This window comes from Intrasporangium chromatireducens Q5-1, assembly GCF_000576575.1.
GTDB classification, from domain to species: Bacteria; Actinomycetota; Actinomycetes; order Actinomycetales; family Dermatophilaceae; genus Intrasporangium_A; species Intrasporangium_A chromatireducens.
Genome location: NZ_AWQS01000100.1, coordinates 1 through 14,518 on the forward strand (window position 1 = coordinate 1; position 14,518 = coordinate 14,518).

Consider the following 14,518-nt stretch of genomic DNA (forward strand, 5'->3'; position numbering starts at 1 on the left):
TCCTGCGGCATCACCGACTCGAGAACGTCCCACAACTGGTCACTGATCACACCATCGCGAAGCACGAGGGCCACGATTCCCGACCCAACCCCCGATGGTTAGCAGACACGCCCTAGCCGACACGCCGGTCCTCGGCAGGATCGCAACGTCCCACTAACGGCACGATCGCGCACCATCCGCGGCATGACCGGGCGAGCGGAGCCGCCCTCAACGCGGCAGTTGAGGACGTTTCGGTGGGGCGTCGAGATCATGAAGCAGGGCGGTGGCGCGGTCCGAGGAACCCGCAGCTGCTGAAAAGTTCAGGCGAAGATCTGCCCCAGCTGGTCCAACCGTTCAGGTACGAGGGTGAACCAGGCCTGGGTGCCACGCTGCTCGCGGGTGAGCAGACCGGCCGTGGTGAGGACCTTGAGGTGGTGCGAGACCGTCGGCTGCGACAGCCCGACCGCCGGGGTCAGGTCGCAGACGCAGGCGGAGCAGTCACCGGCGGAGCGGATGATGCTGAGCAGCTGGAGTCGGGCCGGGTCCGAGACGGCCTTGAGCAGTGCCGCGACTTCCTCGGCTTCGGGCCGCGTGAGCGGTGCCCGGGTTGGGGCCCCGCAGCACTTGCCGATGGCTCCCTCTAGCAGGGTGCCTTGAAGCAGGACTGGTTGGACCATCGAACGTTCGCCTTCCGTTGTCTCGTTGCTCACTCTACCCTCTATCGAACACCGTCAATATTGACATAGATCGATGTTGGCTGGAACGCTGAGCCTAGCCGGACCACCCGATGGAAGCGAGAGGTCACCCCACGATGAGCCAGCACGCCGACGTAACCCAGCCCAGCGGCTTACGTCCCGACGAACCGGCGACCGACCAGGTCGCCGCGCGCCTGTCGACCCTCGACCGCTGGCTCCCGTTGTGGATCGGGGTCGCGATGGCCGCAGGCCTGCTCCTCGGCCGCGGCGTGCCGGGTCTCGGGGACGCGCTCGGCGCGGTCGAGGTCGACGGCGTCTCGCTGCCGATCGCGCTGGGGCTGCTCGTGATGATGTACCCGGTGCTGGCCAAGGTGCGCTACGACCGGCTCGACACGGTCACCGCCGACCGCAAGATGCTCGTCAGCTCCCTCGTGCTCAACTGGCTCGTCGGGCCGGCGCTGATGTTCACGCTGGCCTGGCTGCTGCTGCCCGACCTGCCGGCCTACCGCACCGGGCTGATCATCGTCGGCCTGGCCCGGTGCATCGCGATGGTCATCATCTGGAACGACCTGGCCTGCGGCGACCGCGAGGCTGCCGCCGTTCTGGTCGCCCTCAACTCGATCTTCCAGGTCATCGCGTTCGCGGGCCTCGGCTGGTTCTACCTGTCGGTCCTGCCCGGCTGGCTCGGTCTCGAACAGGCCACCCTCGACGTGTCCGCGTGGCAGATCGCCAAGTCCGTCCTGATCTTCCTCGGCGTCCCGCTCCTCGCCGGCTACCTGTCCCGGGTGTGGGGCGAGAAGGCGCGCGGGCGTGACTGGTACGAGGGGAGCTTCCTGCCCCGCGTCGGTCCGTGGGCGCTCTACGGCCTGCTGTTCACGATCGTGATCCTCTTCGCGCTGCAGGGCGAGCAGATCACCAGCCGCCCGCTCGACGTGGCCCGGATCGCGCTGCCGTTGCTCGCCTACTTCGCGCTCATGTGGGGTGGGGGCTACCTGCTCGGCAAGGCCCTCGGGATGAGCTACGAACGGACCACGACCCTGGCGTTCACCGCCGCCGGCAACAACTTCGAGCTCGCCATCGCTGTGGCCATCGCGACCTTCGGGGTGACGTCCGGACAGGCGCTGGCCGGAGTCGTCGGCCCGCTCATCGAGGTGCCCGTCCTGGTCGGCCTCGTCTACGTCAGCCTCTGGCTGCGGGACCGCTTCCCGCACCAGCCAGCCATCGCTCAAAGGAAAGACCATGCCTGACGTCCACGTCTACGAACCAGCCCTGTGCTGCCAGACCGGGGTCTGCGGCCCAGACCTCGACCAGACGCTGGTGACCTTCACCGCCGATCTCGCCAACGTCGCCGACGCAGGCGGCTCAGTGTGGCGACACAACCTGGCCAGCGACCCGGACGCGTTCGTCCGCGACGAGGGCATTCGCGCCTTCTTGCACCTGGCCGGGTCCGAGGGCCTGCCGGTCACGACAGTCGACGGCGTCACGGTCCTGACCGGGCGCTACCCCAGCAGGGAGCAGCTGCAGCGGTTCGCCGGCGTGTCCACCGGCACCGGCGACCCGTCGCCGGCGGAGCAGGGCACTCGGGCCGGACTGCCCCTGGTCACGGCCTCCACGGGGCCAGCGTCGTCCTGTGCACCCGGGCCGGGAGAGGGGTGCTGCTGATGTCAGCGCTGACGTACCTGCAGGAACTGCCCCGGTTCGTCTTCTTCACCGGCAAGGGCGGGGTCGGCAAGACGTCCCTGGCGTGCGCCACCGCCGTCCGCCTGGCCGAGAACGGCGCCAGGGTCCTGCTGGTCAGCACGGACCCGGCCTCGAACGTCGGCCAGGTCTTCGGCGTGACGATCGGCAACCGGATCACCGCCATTCCCGGCGTTCCGGGCTTGGACGCGATCGAGATCGACCCGCAACAGGCGGCCGACGCCCACCGGGCCGCGATCATCGACCCGGTGCGGGACCTGCTGCCCGCGGCGGAGATCGCCGCGATGACCGAGCAGCTGTCCGGGGCCTGCACCACCGAGATCGCCTCCTTCAACGAGTTCGCGGCGCTGCTGGCCGACGATGCCCTCACCGAGAGCTGCCAGCACATCCTGTTCGACACCGCCCCGACCGGGCACACGATCCGCCTGCTGCAGCTGCCCGGCGAGTGGACGTCATACCTGGCCGACGGCAAGGGCGACGTCTCCTGCCTCGGGCCGGTCGCCGGACTGGACCGGCTACGAACCGACTACGCCGCAGCGCTGGCCACGTTGACGGACCCGGCGCGCACACGGCTGGTGCTGGTCACGCGGCCGCAGGCCTCCTCGCTGCGTGAGGCAGCCCGCACCCTGCACGAGCTGGTCGAGCTGGGCATGCACGACGCCCACCTGGTCGTCAACGGGGTCCTGCCGACAGGTCTCGAGGACGACCCGTTGGCTGCGGCTGTCGCCGACCGTGAGCAGGCCGCCCTGAACGAGCTGCCGCCGGCTCTGGCCGCCCTGCCACGCACGACCATCCCGCTGCTGCCGTTCAACACCGTGAGCACCCCGGCGTTGCGGGCGCTGCTGGACCCGACGCTGGTCTCGGCGGTGCTGGTGGCAACAACGGAAGGAACGCCCCCGGCTCTGCCCGACGGCTTCGCCGACCTGCGGTCCCTGGTCGACGAGCTCGCGGCCGACGGACCCGCGCTGGTGATGTGCATGGGCAAGGGCGGCGTCGGCAAGACGACCGTCGCGGCGGCGGTCGCGCTCGAGCTGTCCCGTCGCGGTCACGAGGTGCTGCTGACCACGACGGACCCGGCCGCCCACCTGAGCGAGACCCTCGGCGCCGACGTGCCGCACCTGAGCGTCTCGCGGATCGACCCGGAGCGAGCCATCACCGACTACCGGTCGCGGGTGATGGCGAGCAAGGGCGCCAAGCTCGACGACGCCGGCCGGGCCGTGCTGGCCGAGGACCTGAAGTCACCGTGCACCGACGAGGTCGCCGTCTTCCAGCAGTTCTCCCAGGTCGTCTTCCGCTCGCGCAAGCAGTTCGTCGTGCTCGACACCGCCCCCACGGGCCACACGCTGCTCCTGCTGGACGCGACCGGCTCCTACCATCGCGAGATCGTGCGCCAGATGAGCCCGGGCGCGCACTACACGACCCCGCTGATGCGGCTGCAGGACGCGCACCAGACCAAGGTCGTTCTCGTCACCCTGCCCGAGACGACCCCGGTCCTGGAGGCCGAGGAGCTGCAGGTCGACCTGGCCCGGGCCGGGATCACCCCGTTCGCGTGGGTGGTCAACACCAGCCTCACCGCCGCCCACCTCACCTCACCGTTCCTGCGAGCTCGTGCCGCCGCGGAGGCACCCTCGCTGCGCCGGGTCGCCGAACTCGCCTCACGCGTGGCGATCCTGCCCTTGCTCGCCCATGAACCCGTTGGCACGACAGCGCTGTCCGCGCTCACCCACGCCCTACCCGAAGGGAACCTCGTCCATGCCTGATGACGTCGGGACCCCCACCGCCAAGCCGACCATCTGGGAGCGCGTCGTCGACGACCTCGCCTACGCCTACGACGGGGTCTTCTCCCGCCAGGCCGTGCAACGGGCCGTCACCGAGGCGCGAGAGTCGCTCGAGCCGGTCTCCAAGATCCCGGACTACCTACCCATCCTCGCCACCCGCCACGCCAAGGAACAGCTACAGGCCGCGGCGCAGGCCGACGGCCGGATCGCCAAACAGGTCCCCGAGATCCTCTTCGTCTGCGTCCACAACGCGGGCCGCTCCCAGATCGCAGCCGCCTTGGCCGAGCACCTGTCCGCCGGGCGGGTGCACGTCCGGTCCGCCGGCTCGGCGCCCACCGGCGAGCTCAACCCCAGCACCATCACCGTCCTGCGCGAGCGTGGCATCGACCTGGCCGAGGCCTACCCGAAGCCGCTGTCGGACAGCGTCGTCCAGGCAGCCGACGTCATCGTCACCATGGGCTGCGGCGACGCCTGCCCCATCTACCCGGGCAAGCGCTACCTCGACTGGGACGTCGCCGACCCCGCCGGGCAGCCCCTCGAAGTCGTCCGCGACATCCGCGACGACATCCAGGCGCGCGTCACCGCGCTGCTGCGCGACCTCGACCTCTGACCCACCAGACCCCCGCCCGCCAGCCGACACGTCCATCAGGAGCCCCGGAACCCATGACCGACAAGCCCTCCGTCCTGTTCGTCTGCGTCCACAACGCGGGCCGCTCCCAGATGGCCGCCGCGTACCTGACCGCCCTGTCCGGCGGACACGTCGAGGTCCGCTCGGCGGGCTCCGCGCCCGCCGACCAGGTCAACCCCTCAGCCGTCGCGGCGATGGCCGAGGAGGGCATCGACATCACCGCCGAGCGGCCCAAGGTGCTCACCACCGAGGCGGTGCAGGAGTCCGATGTCGTGATCACGATGGGCTGCGGCGACGCCTGCCCGATCTTCCCCGGCAAGCGCTACGAGGACTGGGAGCTGGACGACCCCGCAGGCAAGGGCCTCGAGTCCGTCCGCCTGATCCGTGACGAGATCAAGGCCCGCATTCTGGCCCTGATGGACTCCCTCGGCGTCAGCCCGGTCAGGAGTTGACGGCGCGGACGGCGCGGATGATGGCCGACTGTGCGTGCTCGTGCACGCGGTGGGTCGGGCGCACCTCGACGTCCGTCCACCCAGCTCGGGTGAGCGCGTCGCGGAAGTCGTCCTCGGTCAGTGCCCCGGCGATGCACCCGGTGTAGGCCGCGATGTCGGCGCGGGTCGCCTCGTCCATGTCCGGGTCCGCGATGACGTCCGAGACCGCGAACCGTCCCCCGGGGCGCGTCACCCGCGCCGCCTCCGCCAGGACGACGCCCTTGTCCGCGGCGAGGTTGATGGCGCAGTTGGAGATCACCACGTCCACCGAGGCGTCGGGCAGCGGGATGGCCTCGAGATAGCCCTGGAGGAACTCGACGTTCGTGACGCCGGCCTCGGCCGCGTTCTTGCGGGCGAGCTCGAGCATCTCGGTCGTCATGTCGAGCCCGATCACCCGACCCGACGCGCCGACCCGCCGGGCCGAGATCAGCACGTCGCCGCCGGCGCCGGAGCCGAGGTCGAGCACCGTCTCACCCTCGTGGAGGTCGGCCACGGCGGTGGGCACACCGCACCCGAGCGACGCCTCCACTGCGGTCTGCGCCCCCTCGGCCTCCGTTTCGGAGTACAGTCCGGCCCCGAAGACCACCGTCCCGTCCGCGGCGACGTTGGCGTCCATGGGGCTCGCACCGCAGCACGACGCGCTGGGTCCGCAGCAGGATCCGCTGCGTGCCACGGCCAGTTGCCGTGCGGACTCGGCGTATCGCTCCCGGACGATCTCTCGGACGTCAGTCTGCTCGGTCACGTGAACCACTCCTTGATCGTTGCTGATTCGACAGTTGTCGATACAGGGAGAGTGGCACTTTGATTCGATGTTTGTCAATATAGATACGTGGTGAAGTTGATCCCGCTCCAGGACGTCAGCACGGCTCGTACCCTGCCAACATCCCCGGCGCTGTCCCCCGAAGACGCGGAGCGGACCGCGTCCGTGCTCAAGGCCGTCGCCGACCCCGTCCGGCTGCGGTTGTTCGCCCAGCTCGCCACCGGAGCCGGCGAGACGTGCGTGTGCGACCTGCCCGACGTGGGCGTGTCCCAACCCACGGTCTCCCACCACCTGCGCAAGCTGCGCGAGGCCGGCCTCATCGACTCGGAGCGGCGCGGCACCTGGGTCTACTACCGGGCCACCGAGCGTGGGCGGGAGGTCCTTGGCGCCGTACAAGCACTCAATGGACGATCACACGGGTGACAGCCCTGAGGCACCGGGCAGGTCGTTCTATGTCGACGTCTGTGTCGTGAGACGAAGGTCGCATCCATGACTGATTAAGGACAGGCCTGGCCCGTCCACGCGTAGCCGCCCTCAACGTGGCATGAGCGGACTTGGGCGCCTAGCAGCCGAGCAAGGAGGCACGACACCCTGATCAACGGTGCCCGGCTCTCCGACTTCCCTGGCGCCAAGCTGATCGCTGGCGCCAAGTCAGCTGGGTAGCCGAAGCCGTGGGATGGGTACGAGCGCGGCACCCTGTAACAGCAAGCCAAGAAGGAGAGGACATGGCTGCGAAGTTCCGCGTCATCCACCAGCCGGGTAAGGGCTATCACTTCAACTTGGTGGCCACCAACGGGCGGGTGATCGCGAGCAGTGAGCATTACGAGACCCATCGGGCCTGCTTGGAAGGCATCGAGTCCGTGAGGAAGTGCGCGCCGCAGGCCGAACTTGAGGACCAGACCGCCGAGAAGGACTGACCGGAAGGATCCTGCACTCCTCAGCGGGAGGTGCGGGGAACGTCGCCTCCGCTGCCTGAGGCGTCCTGATCTGCTCAGGTGAGGCCGGCCTGTGCTCGAGCGAGCAGGGCGCGACGGCGTGCTCGAGGGCACTGTCCGCGCACCCCCTCGACCACGAACGTTGGTTGCACTGAGGCGACCATTATCGGGGCTGGACCGACGCCCTCCGCGCGGCAGAAGAGGACGTTGCCGCGATGGTCTCTGGATCCCATGAAGAAGTTCCGTCATACCGCTGATAACATGCAGAAATGGCGATGATAAGCGGTAAGGCTGATGACTTGATCGTCGGTGAAGCTGGTGCGGTGGAGGCGGCAGCCTGCCTCTTCCACGGGTTCAGTGACCGGTCCCGGCTGACGATCGTGCAGCACCTCGCTCTTGGTGAGCATCGGGTGGTCGACCTGACGGGGCACCTGGGCCTGGCGCAGTCGACGGTAAGCCGGCATCTGGCGTGTCTGCTGGATTGCGGGATTGTCACGGTCCGGGCCCAGGGCCGTGCGTCGGTGTATGCGCTCGCGCAGCCGAAGGCGACTTTGGAGCTGCTGGCCGCGGCGGAACGGCTGCTCGGACTGACCGGCGACGCGGTCGTGCTGTGCCCTCGCTACGGGAACGCGGCTCGGCCATGAGCACCGAGCGGTCCGAGAGCACGGCGGCTGCCCCCTCGACTGCGCTGTCGCTGGAGCGGCGGCGTCAGCTCGGGCGTCGGGCGCAGCTGCTGGCGGGCGCCTCGGTGGGCTACAACATGCTGGAGGCCGCAATCTCGGTGGCAGCGGGCGCTGCCGCGTCCTCGGCGGCACTCATTGGGTTCGGCCTCGACTCGCTGGTGGAGGTCGGCAGCGGCCTGGTGATCCTGTGGCAGTTCCGGCACCCGATCCCGGAGACCCGGGAGAAGCAGGCGCTGCGTTTGATCGCGGTCTCGTTCTTCGCTCTGGCCATCTACGTGACAGTCGACTCCGTCCGGACCTTGACCGGGTCCGGGGAAGCCTCGCCGTCCACGCTGGGTATCGCGATCGCCGCCGCGTCGCTGCTGGTGATGCCATTCCTGTCGTGGGCGCAGCGCCGCACCGGCCGCCAGCTCGGGTCCGGCAGCGTCGTCGCAGACTCGAAGCAGACGCTGCTGTGCACCTACCTGTCGGCGGTGCTGCTGCTGGGGCTGCTCGCGAACGCGCTCCTCGGCTGGTCCTGGGCGGACCCGGTCGCGGCGCTGGTCATCGCTGGTGTCGCGGTCCGCGAGGGTATCGAGGCCTGGCGCGGCGAGGCCTGCGAGTGCGGCCCGACGTCCTTGATTCCCGACTGGGGCAGTGGTGAGGCGCCGAGCTGCGACGATGGGTGCTGCGACGGCGCGGAAACAGCCACGTCCTCATCGACGCCCCACAGCCGTCCCCGCCCGGGACAGGGTCGCTGATGGCCTCGGGACACGCGCACCAGCATTGTCCCGGAAGCGGCGAGTCAGACGCCCCTTGGGCGGTGACTACGGGGGTGTCCACGGTCAGACCCCGCGGCCTTCGCCGCTTGCTCCTTCAGAGCCTGGCGAAGGTCCCGCACAGCGGGCACGTTCCGCAGACCGTCCGGGGTCGAGTAGACCCGACATGCCATCGAGCCAGCCGCTTCAGCACTGGCGAACAGGTCGACGCCGTCGACGACGAACGCCGGTGAGCCCGCGAAGCCACGGGAGCGGGCCCTCTCGTCGGTGTCGATGACCTCCACCGTGAAGGGCGTTTGCGCCAGACCGATGTCATTCAGAGCAGTCCGCAACAACCGCGCCGCTTCGTCCAAGCCTGGGCATTGCGGGATCACTAGCAGTTCGACGTTCACACAAGCATCATGCTCGCAAGGTCAAGCCACAACCATCGCTCATTGGCGCGAGCGCGCGGAGCGCGGCATGGTCCTCAGGAACTGCATCACGGTTCAGATGGCTAGGTCGGGGCAGTCGGACACGAGGGCGCCTAGGTGTTTGGTCATCCTCGACGGACTCCGCACCTCACGCATGCCGTCTCCGCTGCGCGGACATCCCGTGGATGCCGGGTCACGCTGACCTGACGACGCGGGGGCGGGGCAGCGCCACGCCCGGCAGCGTCCCTCGGGCTTCGGACCGTCATGCTCAGGTCGGTGTCGGCCCGGCAGTCTCCGGCGGCCCTGCTGGGTCTCGCCGGGGCATGAAGCGGTACCCGGCGCCGACCACGGTCTCCAGAATGCGTGGGTGGTGCCGATCGAGCTCGATCTTGGCTCGAAGGTCGCGAACATGGGAGTCGACGGTGCGTTCGTAGCCGTCGAACTCATACCCCCGGGCGCGGTTGATGAGCTCGTAGCGCGAGAACACCCGACGCGGCGCCGACGCCAGGGCTGCGAGGAGCTTCCATTCCGTGGTGGTGAGCTCCACCGGCTGCCCGCGCACGACGGCGTAACGGTGCGCTTCGTCGAGGACGACCTCCCCGTCGCCGTACGAGGCCGGGCCGTCGTCGTTGTCGGCTTGTGCCGGTGCCGTGCGGCGCAGGATGGCGCGGACTCGCAGGACCACCTCGCGGGGGCTGAAGGGTTTGGTCACGTAGTCGTCCGCGCCCAGCTCGAGACCGCGGATGCGCTCCTCGCTGCTCGTTTTGGCGGTGAGCACGAGGATGGGCAGGCGACTGAAGGAGCGGACTTCTCGGGCGACCTCCTCGCCGGGCACGTCGGGCAAGCGCAGATCGAGCAGGAGCAGGTCCGGCTGGGCGTGCCGGGCCAGGGTGATGCCTTCGGCGCCGAGGCCGGTGCTGAGCACGGTGAGCCCGTCGTGCTCGAGGTAGGAGCGGAGGAGGTCTCGGATCTTCGGTTCGTCCTCGACGACCAGCACACACGGCACTGTGCCTCACCTCCTCACCGGGGGCGGCTGCAGGGGCGCGCGCGCGTCAGCCAGGGGGTCGACGGGATCATGCGGCTGTCCCGGCGACGTCCTGATCGGGAGACGTACGGTGAAGCGTGCGCCACCCCCGCTGGGGCTCTCGGCGGTGACCGTCCCGCCGTGGGCGGTGACGAGGGCGTGGACGATCGCCAGCCCGATGCCGCTTCCCGCGCGAGGTCCCGCCGCCCGACCGCGCCAGAACCGTTCGAACAGGTGCGGCAGCTCGTCGGCCGGGATGCCGGGTCCGGTGTCGGCCACGACGAGGAGGGCGTCAGCGTCCTTGCGCGCGACCGTGACCGTCACGGCGCCTCCGACGGGGGTGAACTTTGCGGCGTTGGTGAGCAGGTTGGTGATGACCTGGGTGAGCCGGGTGGCGTCCGCGTCGACGAACACCGGGTGCCCGGCTGCCACGTCCACGTGCAGGCTCGCGCCCTCGAAGGTGGCGTCCATCGAGGTCACGACGCCGCGGGTCAGCGTGGCTAAGTCCACCCGGTCGGTGTGCAGATCGAGGCCTGCGGCGTCTGCGGCGGAGAGCGTGGCCAGGTCGTCGGTGAGTCGTTCGAGGCGCAGCACCTCGTCGTGCAGTGACACCAGCCGGGCGGTGGTCGGTGCGGCTACGCCGTCGAGGAGCTGCTCGGTCTGTCCGCGCAGGATCGTGACCGGGGTGCGCAGCTCGTGGGCCACGTCTGCGACGACGGCCCGGCGCAGCTCGTCCTGGCGGCGAACCGTTGCTGCCATTGCGGTGAAGGAGCGTGCGACCTCGCCGAGCTCGCCGGGTGCCGGGCGCAGGAGCCGCTCCGGGTTCGGGTCGCCGCGGGCGAAGGACCGGGTTGCGCTGGCCAGTGCCGTCAGCGGCAGGGACATCCGCCGGGCAACGAAAGCGGCGGCGGCTGCCGCGAGCAGCACGGCTGCGACTGCGCCCAGCCCGACGGTGCGCAGCAGCGCGTCACGAGCGGCGGTCACTGTCGAGTCCGCTCCTGCCGGCAACGTGAGGTCAGCGGTTCCCACCTGCGTGCCGTTGACGACGATGGGCACTGTGACGACGGTGGGCTGCTCGTGCGCCGGCGGGCTCGGGGGCGGAGTCGGTGGCGAGCTCGTCCGCGGAGACGGGGTCATGTTCGCCGACGCTGCTCCGGAGGATGCGGACTGCGGTGGACGGTTTGTCGCGGTGGCGGCGACGGGCGCGATCGGGGCGGTCGCGAGCAGCCCGGCGTCGGGATCCCGGGCGGCGTCCCGTGGCTGCCGGGACTGAGGAACGGAAGGCATCGACTCGTCGTGGTGCGGCTCGCCGGGGGTGGGCGGTGTGGTGGTCGTTGGAGTGGGCGATGGCCCAGGGCTGGTGGCCGGAGGGGCGGGGGTGACGGACCCCGAGCTGCCGTCGTGGTGGCCGGCCTCGAGCGTGGTGACTTCGTGGCCGGTGCTGTCCCGGACGGTGACGTGGGCATCGTGGGCGGCGGCCAGGGACTGGGTCGCGACAAGGTCGTTCGGTCGCCAGGAGCCGCGACCGTTCACGTAGGCGGCGGCGAGAGCGGCCGCTATCTGACTGGTCAGGGCGGCTCGCTGCTCGTCCGCCAGAGCGGACGTTCTCCGGTCCACCGACACCACTGCTACGAGCGTCAGCACGGCGACCGCGCCCACCGCGACGGTGAGGAAGGCAGCCAGCAGCCTCCAGCCGAGACTGCCGAACCAGTGGCCTCGCGTGGTCATCTGCGCCTCCTCGCGGAGCGTCCGCTCCGTCAGGCTATGAGGCTTCGCCGGTCGGCATGTAGGGCCTTTGGCCCCGAGCCGGAGCCGTGCCGGCCGGCGCACCCTCGGTCAGGCATGCGCGCTGATGTCCTGGTCAACCGCAGTCCTGCCCGTGTTCAGCGTGCTCGCCGTGGTGGTCTCCGGTCGTCGTGGCTTGAGCCGGGGTCGTTCGCGGCTGCTGGGTGGCGTCCGGCCGGTGTACGGTCCCGTGCTCGTGCGGAGCAGAACTGACCGTCGGGTGGTGAGAGGCCGTGGCCTGCGGACGGATGGTCACCGTGTGGCCCTGCACCGCGGTTGGCGGCTGGTCGTCGTGGGTCCGGTGGGTCGCCTGTGCGTGGGCGGGCGCGAGCTGCGGCAGCCGCGTCACCGCGGTGGTGCGTGTCGCCGTGCCGGTGTGCCCGGTCGGGCACTGCACGGTTGCGGCCGGGGCCGTGTCCGAGTGGGTGAAGGGTAGGTGTTCGTTGGCCGCCGCCATGCCTACTCCGCTGCCGGCAAGGACGAGGGCGGTGAGACCGGTTACTGCTGCTGTTCTGTGCTTCATCATGTGCTCCTTTCCTCCACTTCCAGTGGACCCTGCGCGCATGCAGCGTCGATGCTGGCTGTGTGCAGACGGCATGCAGATGTGGGGCGGCCCGAGGCGGACTGGAGGGGTGGCGCAACCCCGGTCTCAGCTGGCGATCTCGCCCAGGACGTAGACGGCGAGGAAGCCGAGGAAGAACATCGCGGCCAGGGCGGTCGTCTCGATCTGCTCGTGAGCCTCCACGAGCAGCTCTTCGACGGCCAGGTAGAGCAGGGCGGCAGCGCCGAAGGCGAGGACGACGGCCAGCGTCGCAGGGCCGGCCCCAGCGAGGAGCGCGGCTCCTCCGACGGCGCCGACGGCCGTCAACAGGGCCAGGCCGACGACGGTGGCGGCGGACTGCCCGCGGTTGAGGCCCGCTTCGGTGAGCTCGCTACCCAGTGACAGGGACAGGAACAGGATCTCGAGAGTCAGGGCGAGGGTGATGATGATCCCTTGCGCGGAGCCGAGGACTGCGCCTAGCCCCACCAGGAGGCCGTCGATGACGAGGTCGACGCCGACGGCGACGAGCAGGCCGAGCGGCAGGGCGACCGCCGCCCTGCGAGCGACCTGGCGGGTCACGGAGGTGGACAGGCCTCGCGCGTGCTCCGCTCGGGGCTGCATGTCCGCCGCCGCGGCTCGTGTGCGCTCAGACTGGGAGGCCGACGCGGACTCCTGCCGGCGGGAGTAGGCGGCCATGGCGAGCATGACGGCCACGCCGGCGGTGAACCCGATGACGGCGTACGGCAGGTTTCCCTCCCTGCGCAGGCTGGGTAGGACCTCCCCTGCCAGGGCGGCGACCACGACGCCGGCTGCGAAGTGCTGGATGGCGCTGACGAGCCGAGGCCCGGGCGGCCGCACGATGGAGACCGCTGTGCCGGCGGCGGCCGCCGCCACTGGGAACGCGACCAGGGTCAGCGCTTGGGTCACGGCGCTCATCGGCTGTCCTTTCGTCGGGCCCGGTCACGCAGCCACAGGGCGAGCATGCTTGTCAGGAGCAGCGCCGTGGTGGCAGCCCATACCCGGGAGTGGTCCTTCGGCTCGGCGGCAGGAGGGGCGCTGTGGGCGGGGTCTTGGTCGCCCGACCCGGGGAGGGTGTCAGCGGGCGTGGTCGGGCCTTGCGTGCGCGCCGCGTCCGCGATGAGGGACGCCGGGGCGAGGGCTCGTGACGCCGCGAGGGCCGGCCGGCCGGTGACCACGGTCACCGACACCGCACTGAGCGCGAGCACGGTAGCGGCGAGAGCAGAGGTGTACAGGCGTGACCGGCGTCGGGTCGGCTGGATCGCGGCAGTCGCCCCGGCTGGCGTGGGTACCTCGACCTTCCGTCTCGGGCGATGGTGTCGTTGGGGGTCGGATACCCCGTCCGTCCCTCTGCGGACGGGGTGGCTGTTCGTCACCAGGAGGTCTGCGCGCACGCGCTGGAGCCGGCTGGTTCGACCTGCAAGGTGGCGTGCTCGATGCCGAAGCGCTCGCGCATGACGGCGGTGGCCGCCGAGAGGATGGTGGCGGAGTCTGTTGAGGGCTCGCCGGGGCTCGCGTCAGCGGTGACGAGGTGGGCGGTGGCCACGTTCATGCCCGACGTGAGTGTCCACACGTGCAGATCGTGAACCTCGACGACCCCTGGGATCTGCGAGAGGGCTTCTTCGGCCTCGTCGGGGTGCATGCCCGCCGGGGCGTGCTGGCCGAGCACAGCGAGCACCTCGCGTCCGAGCATGACGGCGCGGACGGCGACGAACATGGCGATGGCCAGGGCCACGACGGTGTCCCACCACACCTGGCCGGTGGAGCGCACCAAGATCGCGGCCGCAATGACGCCGACGGAGCCGAGGGTGTCGGCCAGGACCTCGAGGTAGGCCCCCTTGATGTTGAGGCTCTCGTCGGCGCCGGCGCGCAGCAGCACGATGCTGATGAGGTTGATGACGAGTCCGAGCGCTCCGACGAGCAGCATCGGGCCGGAGGCGACCTCGGGCTCGCCCCCGATACGCCCGATCGCCTCGATGCAGATGTAGACCGACACGCCGAGCATGAGCAGGACGGCCAGACCGGAGGCGAAGACCTCGGCGCGGTAGGAGCCGAAGGTCCGCCGGCCCGTGGTGTCCGTCCGGGTAGCGATGCGGGTTGCCACAAGGGCGGCGCCCAGGGCCACGACGTCGGCCGCCATGTGGCCGGCATCGCTGATCAGCGCCAGCGACTGGGAGGTCAGCCCGACGACGAGCTCGACGACGAAGAAGGTGGCGACCAGCCCGAAGGTCAGCTGCAGGCGCCAGCGATGGGCCCCGGCGGCCGAGCCTCCACCGCCGTGTCCGTGCCCGTGTCCGTGTCCGTGGCTCACTGGTTTACCTTCCTTGTGTCGGCG

18 protein-coding genes are annotated in these 14,518 nt (G+C 70.3%); 9 read left to right on the forward strand and 9 right to left on the reverse strand.

Annotated elements, in window-relative coordinates; translation table 11 throughout:
- Window positions 1–299: 299 nt before the first annotated feature.
- Window positions 300–656 (reverse strand): ArsR/SmtB family transcription factor, encoded by a 357-nt coding sequence (locus N864_RS12465; RefSeq protein WP_034717166.1) that lies wholly within the window; start codon window positions 654–656, stop codon window positions 300–302.
- A 134-nt stretch (window positions 657–790) separates the two neighbouring features.
- On the opposite strand from N864_RS12465, the gene arsB reads away from it, so the two are divergent.
- The 5 genes from arsB to N864_RS12490 are packed head-to-tail and all read left to right on the forward strand — an operon-like array spanning window position 791 to window position 5,230.
- On the forward strand, window positions 791–1,921 hold the full coding sequence (gene arsB / locus N864_RS12470; RefSeq protein WP_034717169.1) for an ACR3 family arsenite efflux transporter: 1,131 nt from the start codon (window positions 791–793) through the stop codon (window positions 1,919–1,921).
- On the forward strand, window positions 1,914–2,336 hold the full coding sequence (gene arsD / locus N864_RS12475; protein ID WP_034717170.1) for an arsenite efflux transporter metallochaperone ArsD: 423 nt from the start codon (window positions 1,914–1,916) through the stop codon (window positions 2,334–2,336). The genes arsB and arsD overlap by 8 nt, the downstream gene beginning before the upstream one ends.
- Window positions 2,336–4,132 (forward strand): arsenical pump-driving ATPase, encoded by a 1,797-nt coding sequence (gene arsA / locus N864_RS12480; RefSeq protein WP_034717186.1) that lies wholly within the window; start codon window positions 2,336–2,338, stop codon window positions 4,130–4,132. The genes arsD and arsA overlap by 1 nt, the downstream gene beginning before the upstream one ends.
- On the forward strand, window positions 4,125–4,760 hold the full coding sequence (locus N864_RS12485; RefSeq protein WP_051518525.1) for an arsenate reductase ArsC: 636 nt from the start codon (window positions 4,125–4,127) through the stop codon (window positions 4,758–4,760). Before arsA ends, N864_RS12485 begins: the two co-directional genes overlap by 8 nt.
- Before the next feature lie 53 nt (window positions 4,761–4,813).
- Window positions 4,814–5,230: an arsenate reductase ArsC gene (locus tag N864_RS12490; protein ID WP_034717172.1), complete on the forward strand. Its 417-nt coding sequence runs from the start codon at window positions 4,814–4,816 to the stop codon at window positions 5,228–5,230.
- Here N864_RS12490 and arsM read toward each other — a convergent pair.
- Window positions 5,220–6,011: an arsenite methyltransferase gene (gene arsM, locus N864_RS12495; protein WP_034717174.1), complete on the reverse strand. Its 792-nt coding sequence runs from the start codon at window positions 6,009–6,011 to the stop codon at window positions 5,220–5,222. The two genes, N864_RS12490 and arsM, sit on opposite strands and share 11 nt — an antisense overlap.
- Before the next feature lie 90 nt (window positions 6,012–6,101).
- On the opposite strand from arsM, the gene N864_RS12500 reads away from it, so the two are divergent.
- The 4 genes from N864_RS12500 (at window position 6,102) to N864_RS12515 (ending at window position 8,387) form a co-directional block, all read left to right on the forward strand.
- Complete coding sequence (locus N864_RS12500; RefSeq protein WP_051518526.1) at window positions 6,102–6,452, forward strand: ArsR/SmtB family transcription factor; 351 nt, start codon at window positions 6,102–6,104, stop codon at window positions 6,450–6,452.
- A 302-nt stretch (window positions 6,453–6,754) separates the two neighbouring features.
- The gene (locus N864_RS12505; protein ID WP_034717176.1) at window positions 6,755–6,946 is read left to right on the forward strand and encodes a YegP family protein; all 192 of its coding nucleotides are present in this window, start codon (window positions 6,755–6,757) and stop codon (window positions 6,944–6,946) included.
- A 293-nt stretch (window positions 6,947–7,239) separates the two neighbouring features.
- Window positions 7,240–7,608 (forward strand): ArsR/SmtB family transcription factor, encoded by a 369-nt coding sequence (locus tag N864_RS12510; protein WP_034717192.1) that lies wholly within the window; start codon window positions 7,240–7,242, stop codon window positions 7,606–7,608.
- A complete protein-coding gene (locus N864_RS12515; RefSeq protein ID WP_051518528.1) occupies window positions 7,605–8,387 on the forward strand; it encodes a cation efflux transmembrane domain-containing protein in 783 nt (260 codons plus the stop codon). Before N864_RS12510 ends, N864_RS12515 begins: the two co-directional genes overlap by 4 nt.
- A gap of 44 nt (window positions 8,388–8,431) precedes the next feature.
- Here the strand turns inward: N864_RS12515 and N864_RS12520 are convergent, their stop codons facing one another.
- The 7 genes from N864_RS12520 to N864_RS12550 all read right to left on the reverse strand — a co-directional run bounded on the left by N864_RS12520 (window position 8,432) and on the right by N864_RS12550 (window position 14,494).
- On the reverse strand, window positions 8,432–8,797 hold the full coding sequence (locus tag N864_RS12520; RefSeq protein WP_051518529.1) for a hypothetical protein: 366 nt from the start codon (window positions 8,795–8,797) through the stop codon (window positions 8,432–8,434).
- 286 nt (window positions 8,798–9,083) lie between these two features.
- A complete protein-coding gene (locus N864_RS12525) occupies window positions 9,084–9,821 on the reverse strand; it encodes a response regulator transcription factor (protein WP_051518530.1) in 738 nt (245 codons plus the stop codon).
- A 6-nt stretch (window positions 9,822–9,827) separates the two neighbouring features.
- Window positions 9,828–11,567, reverse strand: a complete 1,740-nt coding sequence (locus N864_RS23670; protein WP_051518531.1) for a HAMP domain-containing sensor histidine kinase — start codon at window positions 11,565–11,567, stop codon at window positions 9,828–9,830.
- A gap of 133 nt (window positions 11,568–11,700) precedes the next feature.
- Complete coding sequence (locus tag N864_RS12535; RefSeq protein WP_155892924.1) at window positions 11,701–12,147, reverse strand: hypothetical protein; 447 nt, start codon at window positions 12,145–12,147, stop codon at window positions 11,701–11,703.
- A 126-nt stretch (window positions 12,148–12,273) separates the two neighbouring features.
- Entirely contained in the window at window positions 12,274–13,101 is an 828-nt protein-coding gene (locus N864_RS12540; RefSeq protein WP_034717179.1) for a ZIP family metal transporter, read from the reverse strand.
- Window positions 13,098–13,373 carry a hypothetical protein gene (locus N864_RS12545; RefSeq protein WP_205620937.1) on the reverse strand — a complete coding sequence of 92 codons (276 nt, stop codon included), beginning with the start codon at window positions 13,371–13,373 and terminating at the stop codon, window positions 13,098–13,100. Before N864_RS12545 ends, N864_RS12540 begins: the two co-directional genes overlap by 4 nt.
- 182 nt (window positions 13,374–13,555) lie before the next feature.
- Window positions 13,556–14,494, reverse strand: a complete 939-nt coding sequence (locus N864_RS12550; RefSeq protein ID WP_034717185.1) for a cation diffusion facilitator family transporter — start codon at window positions 14,492–14,494, stop codon at window positions 13,556–13,558.
- Window positions 14,495–14,518 lie beyond the last annotated feature (24 nt).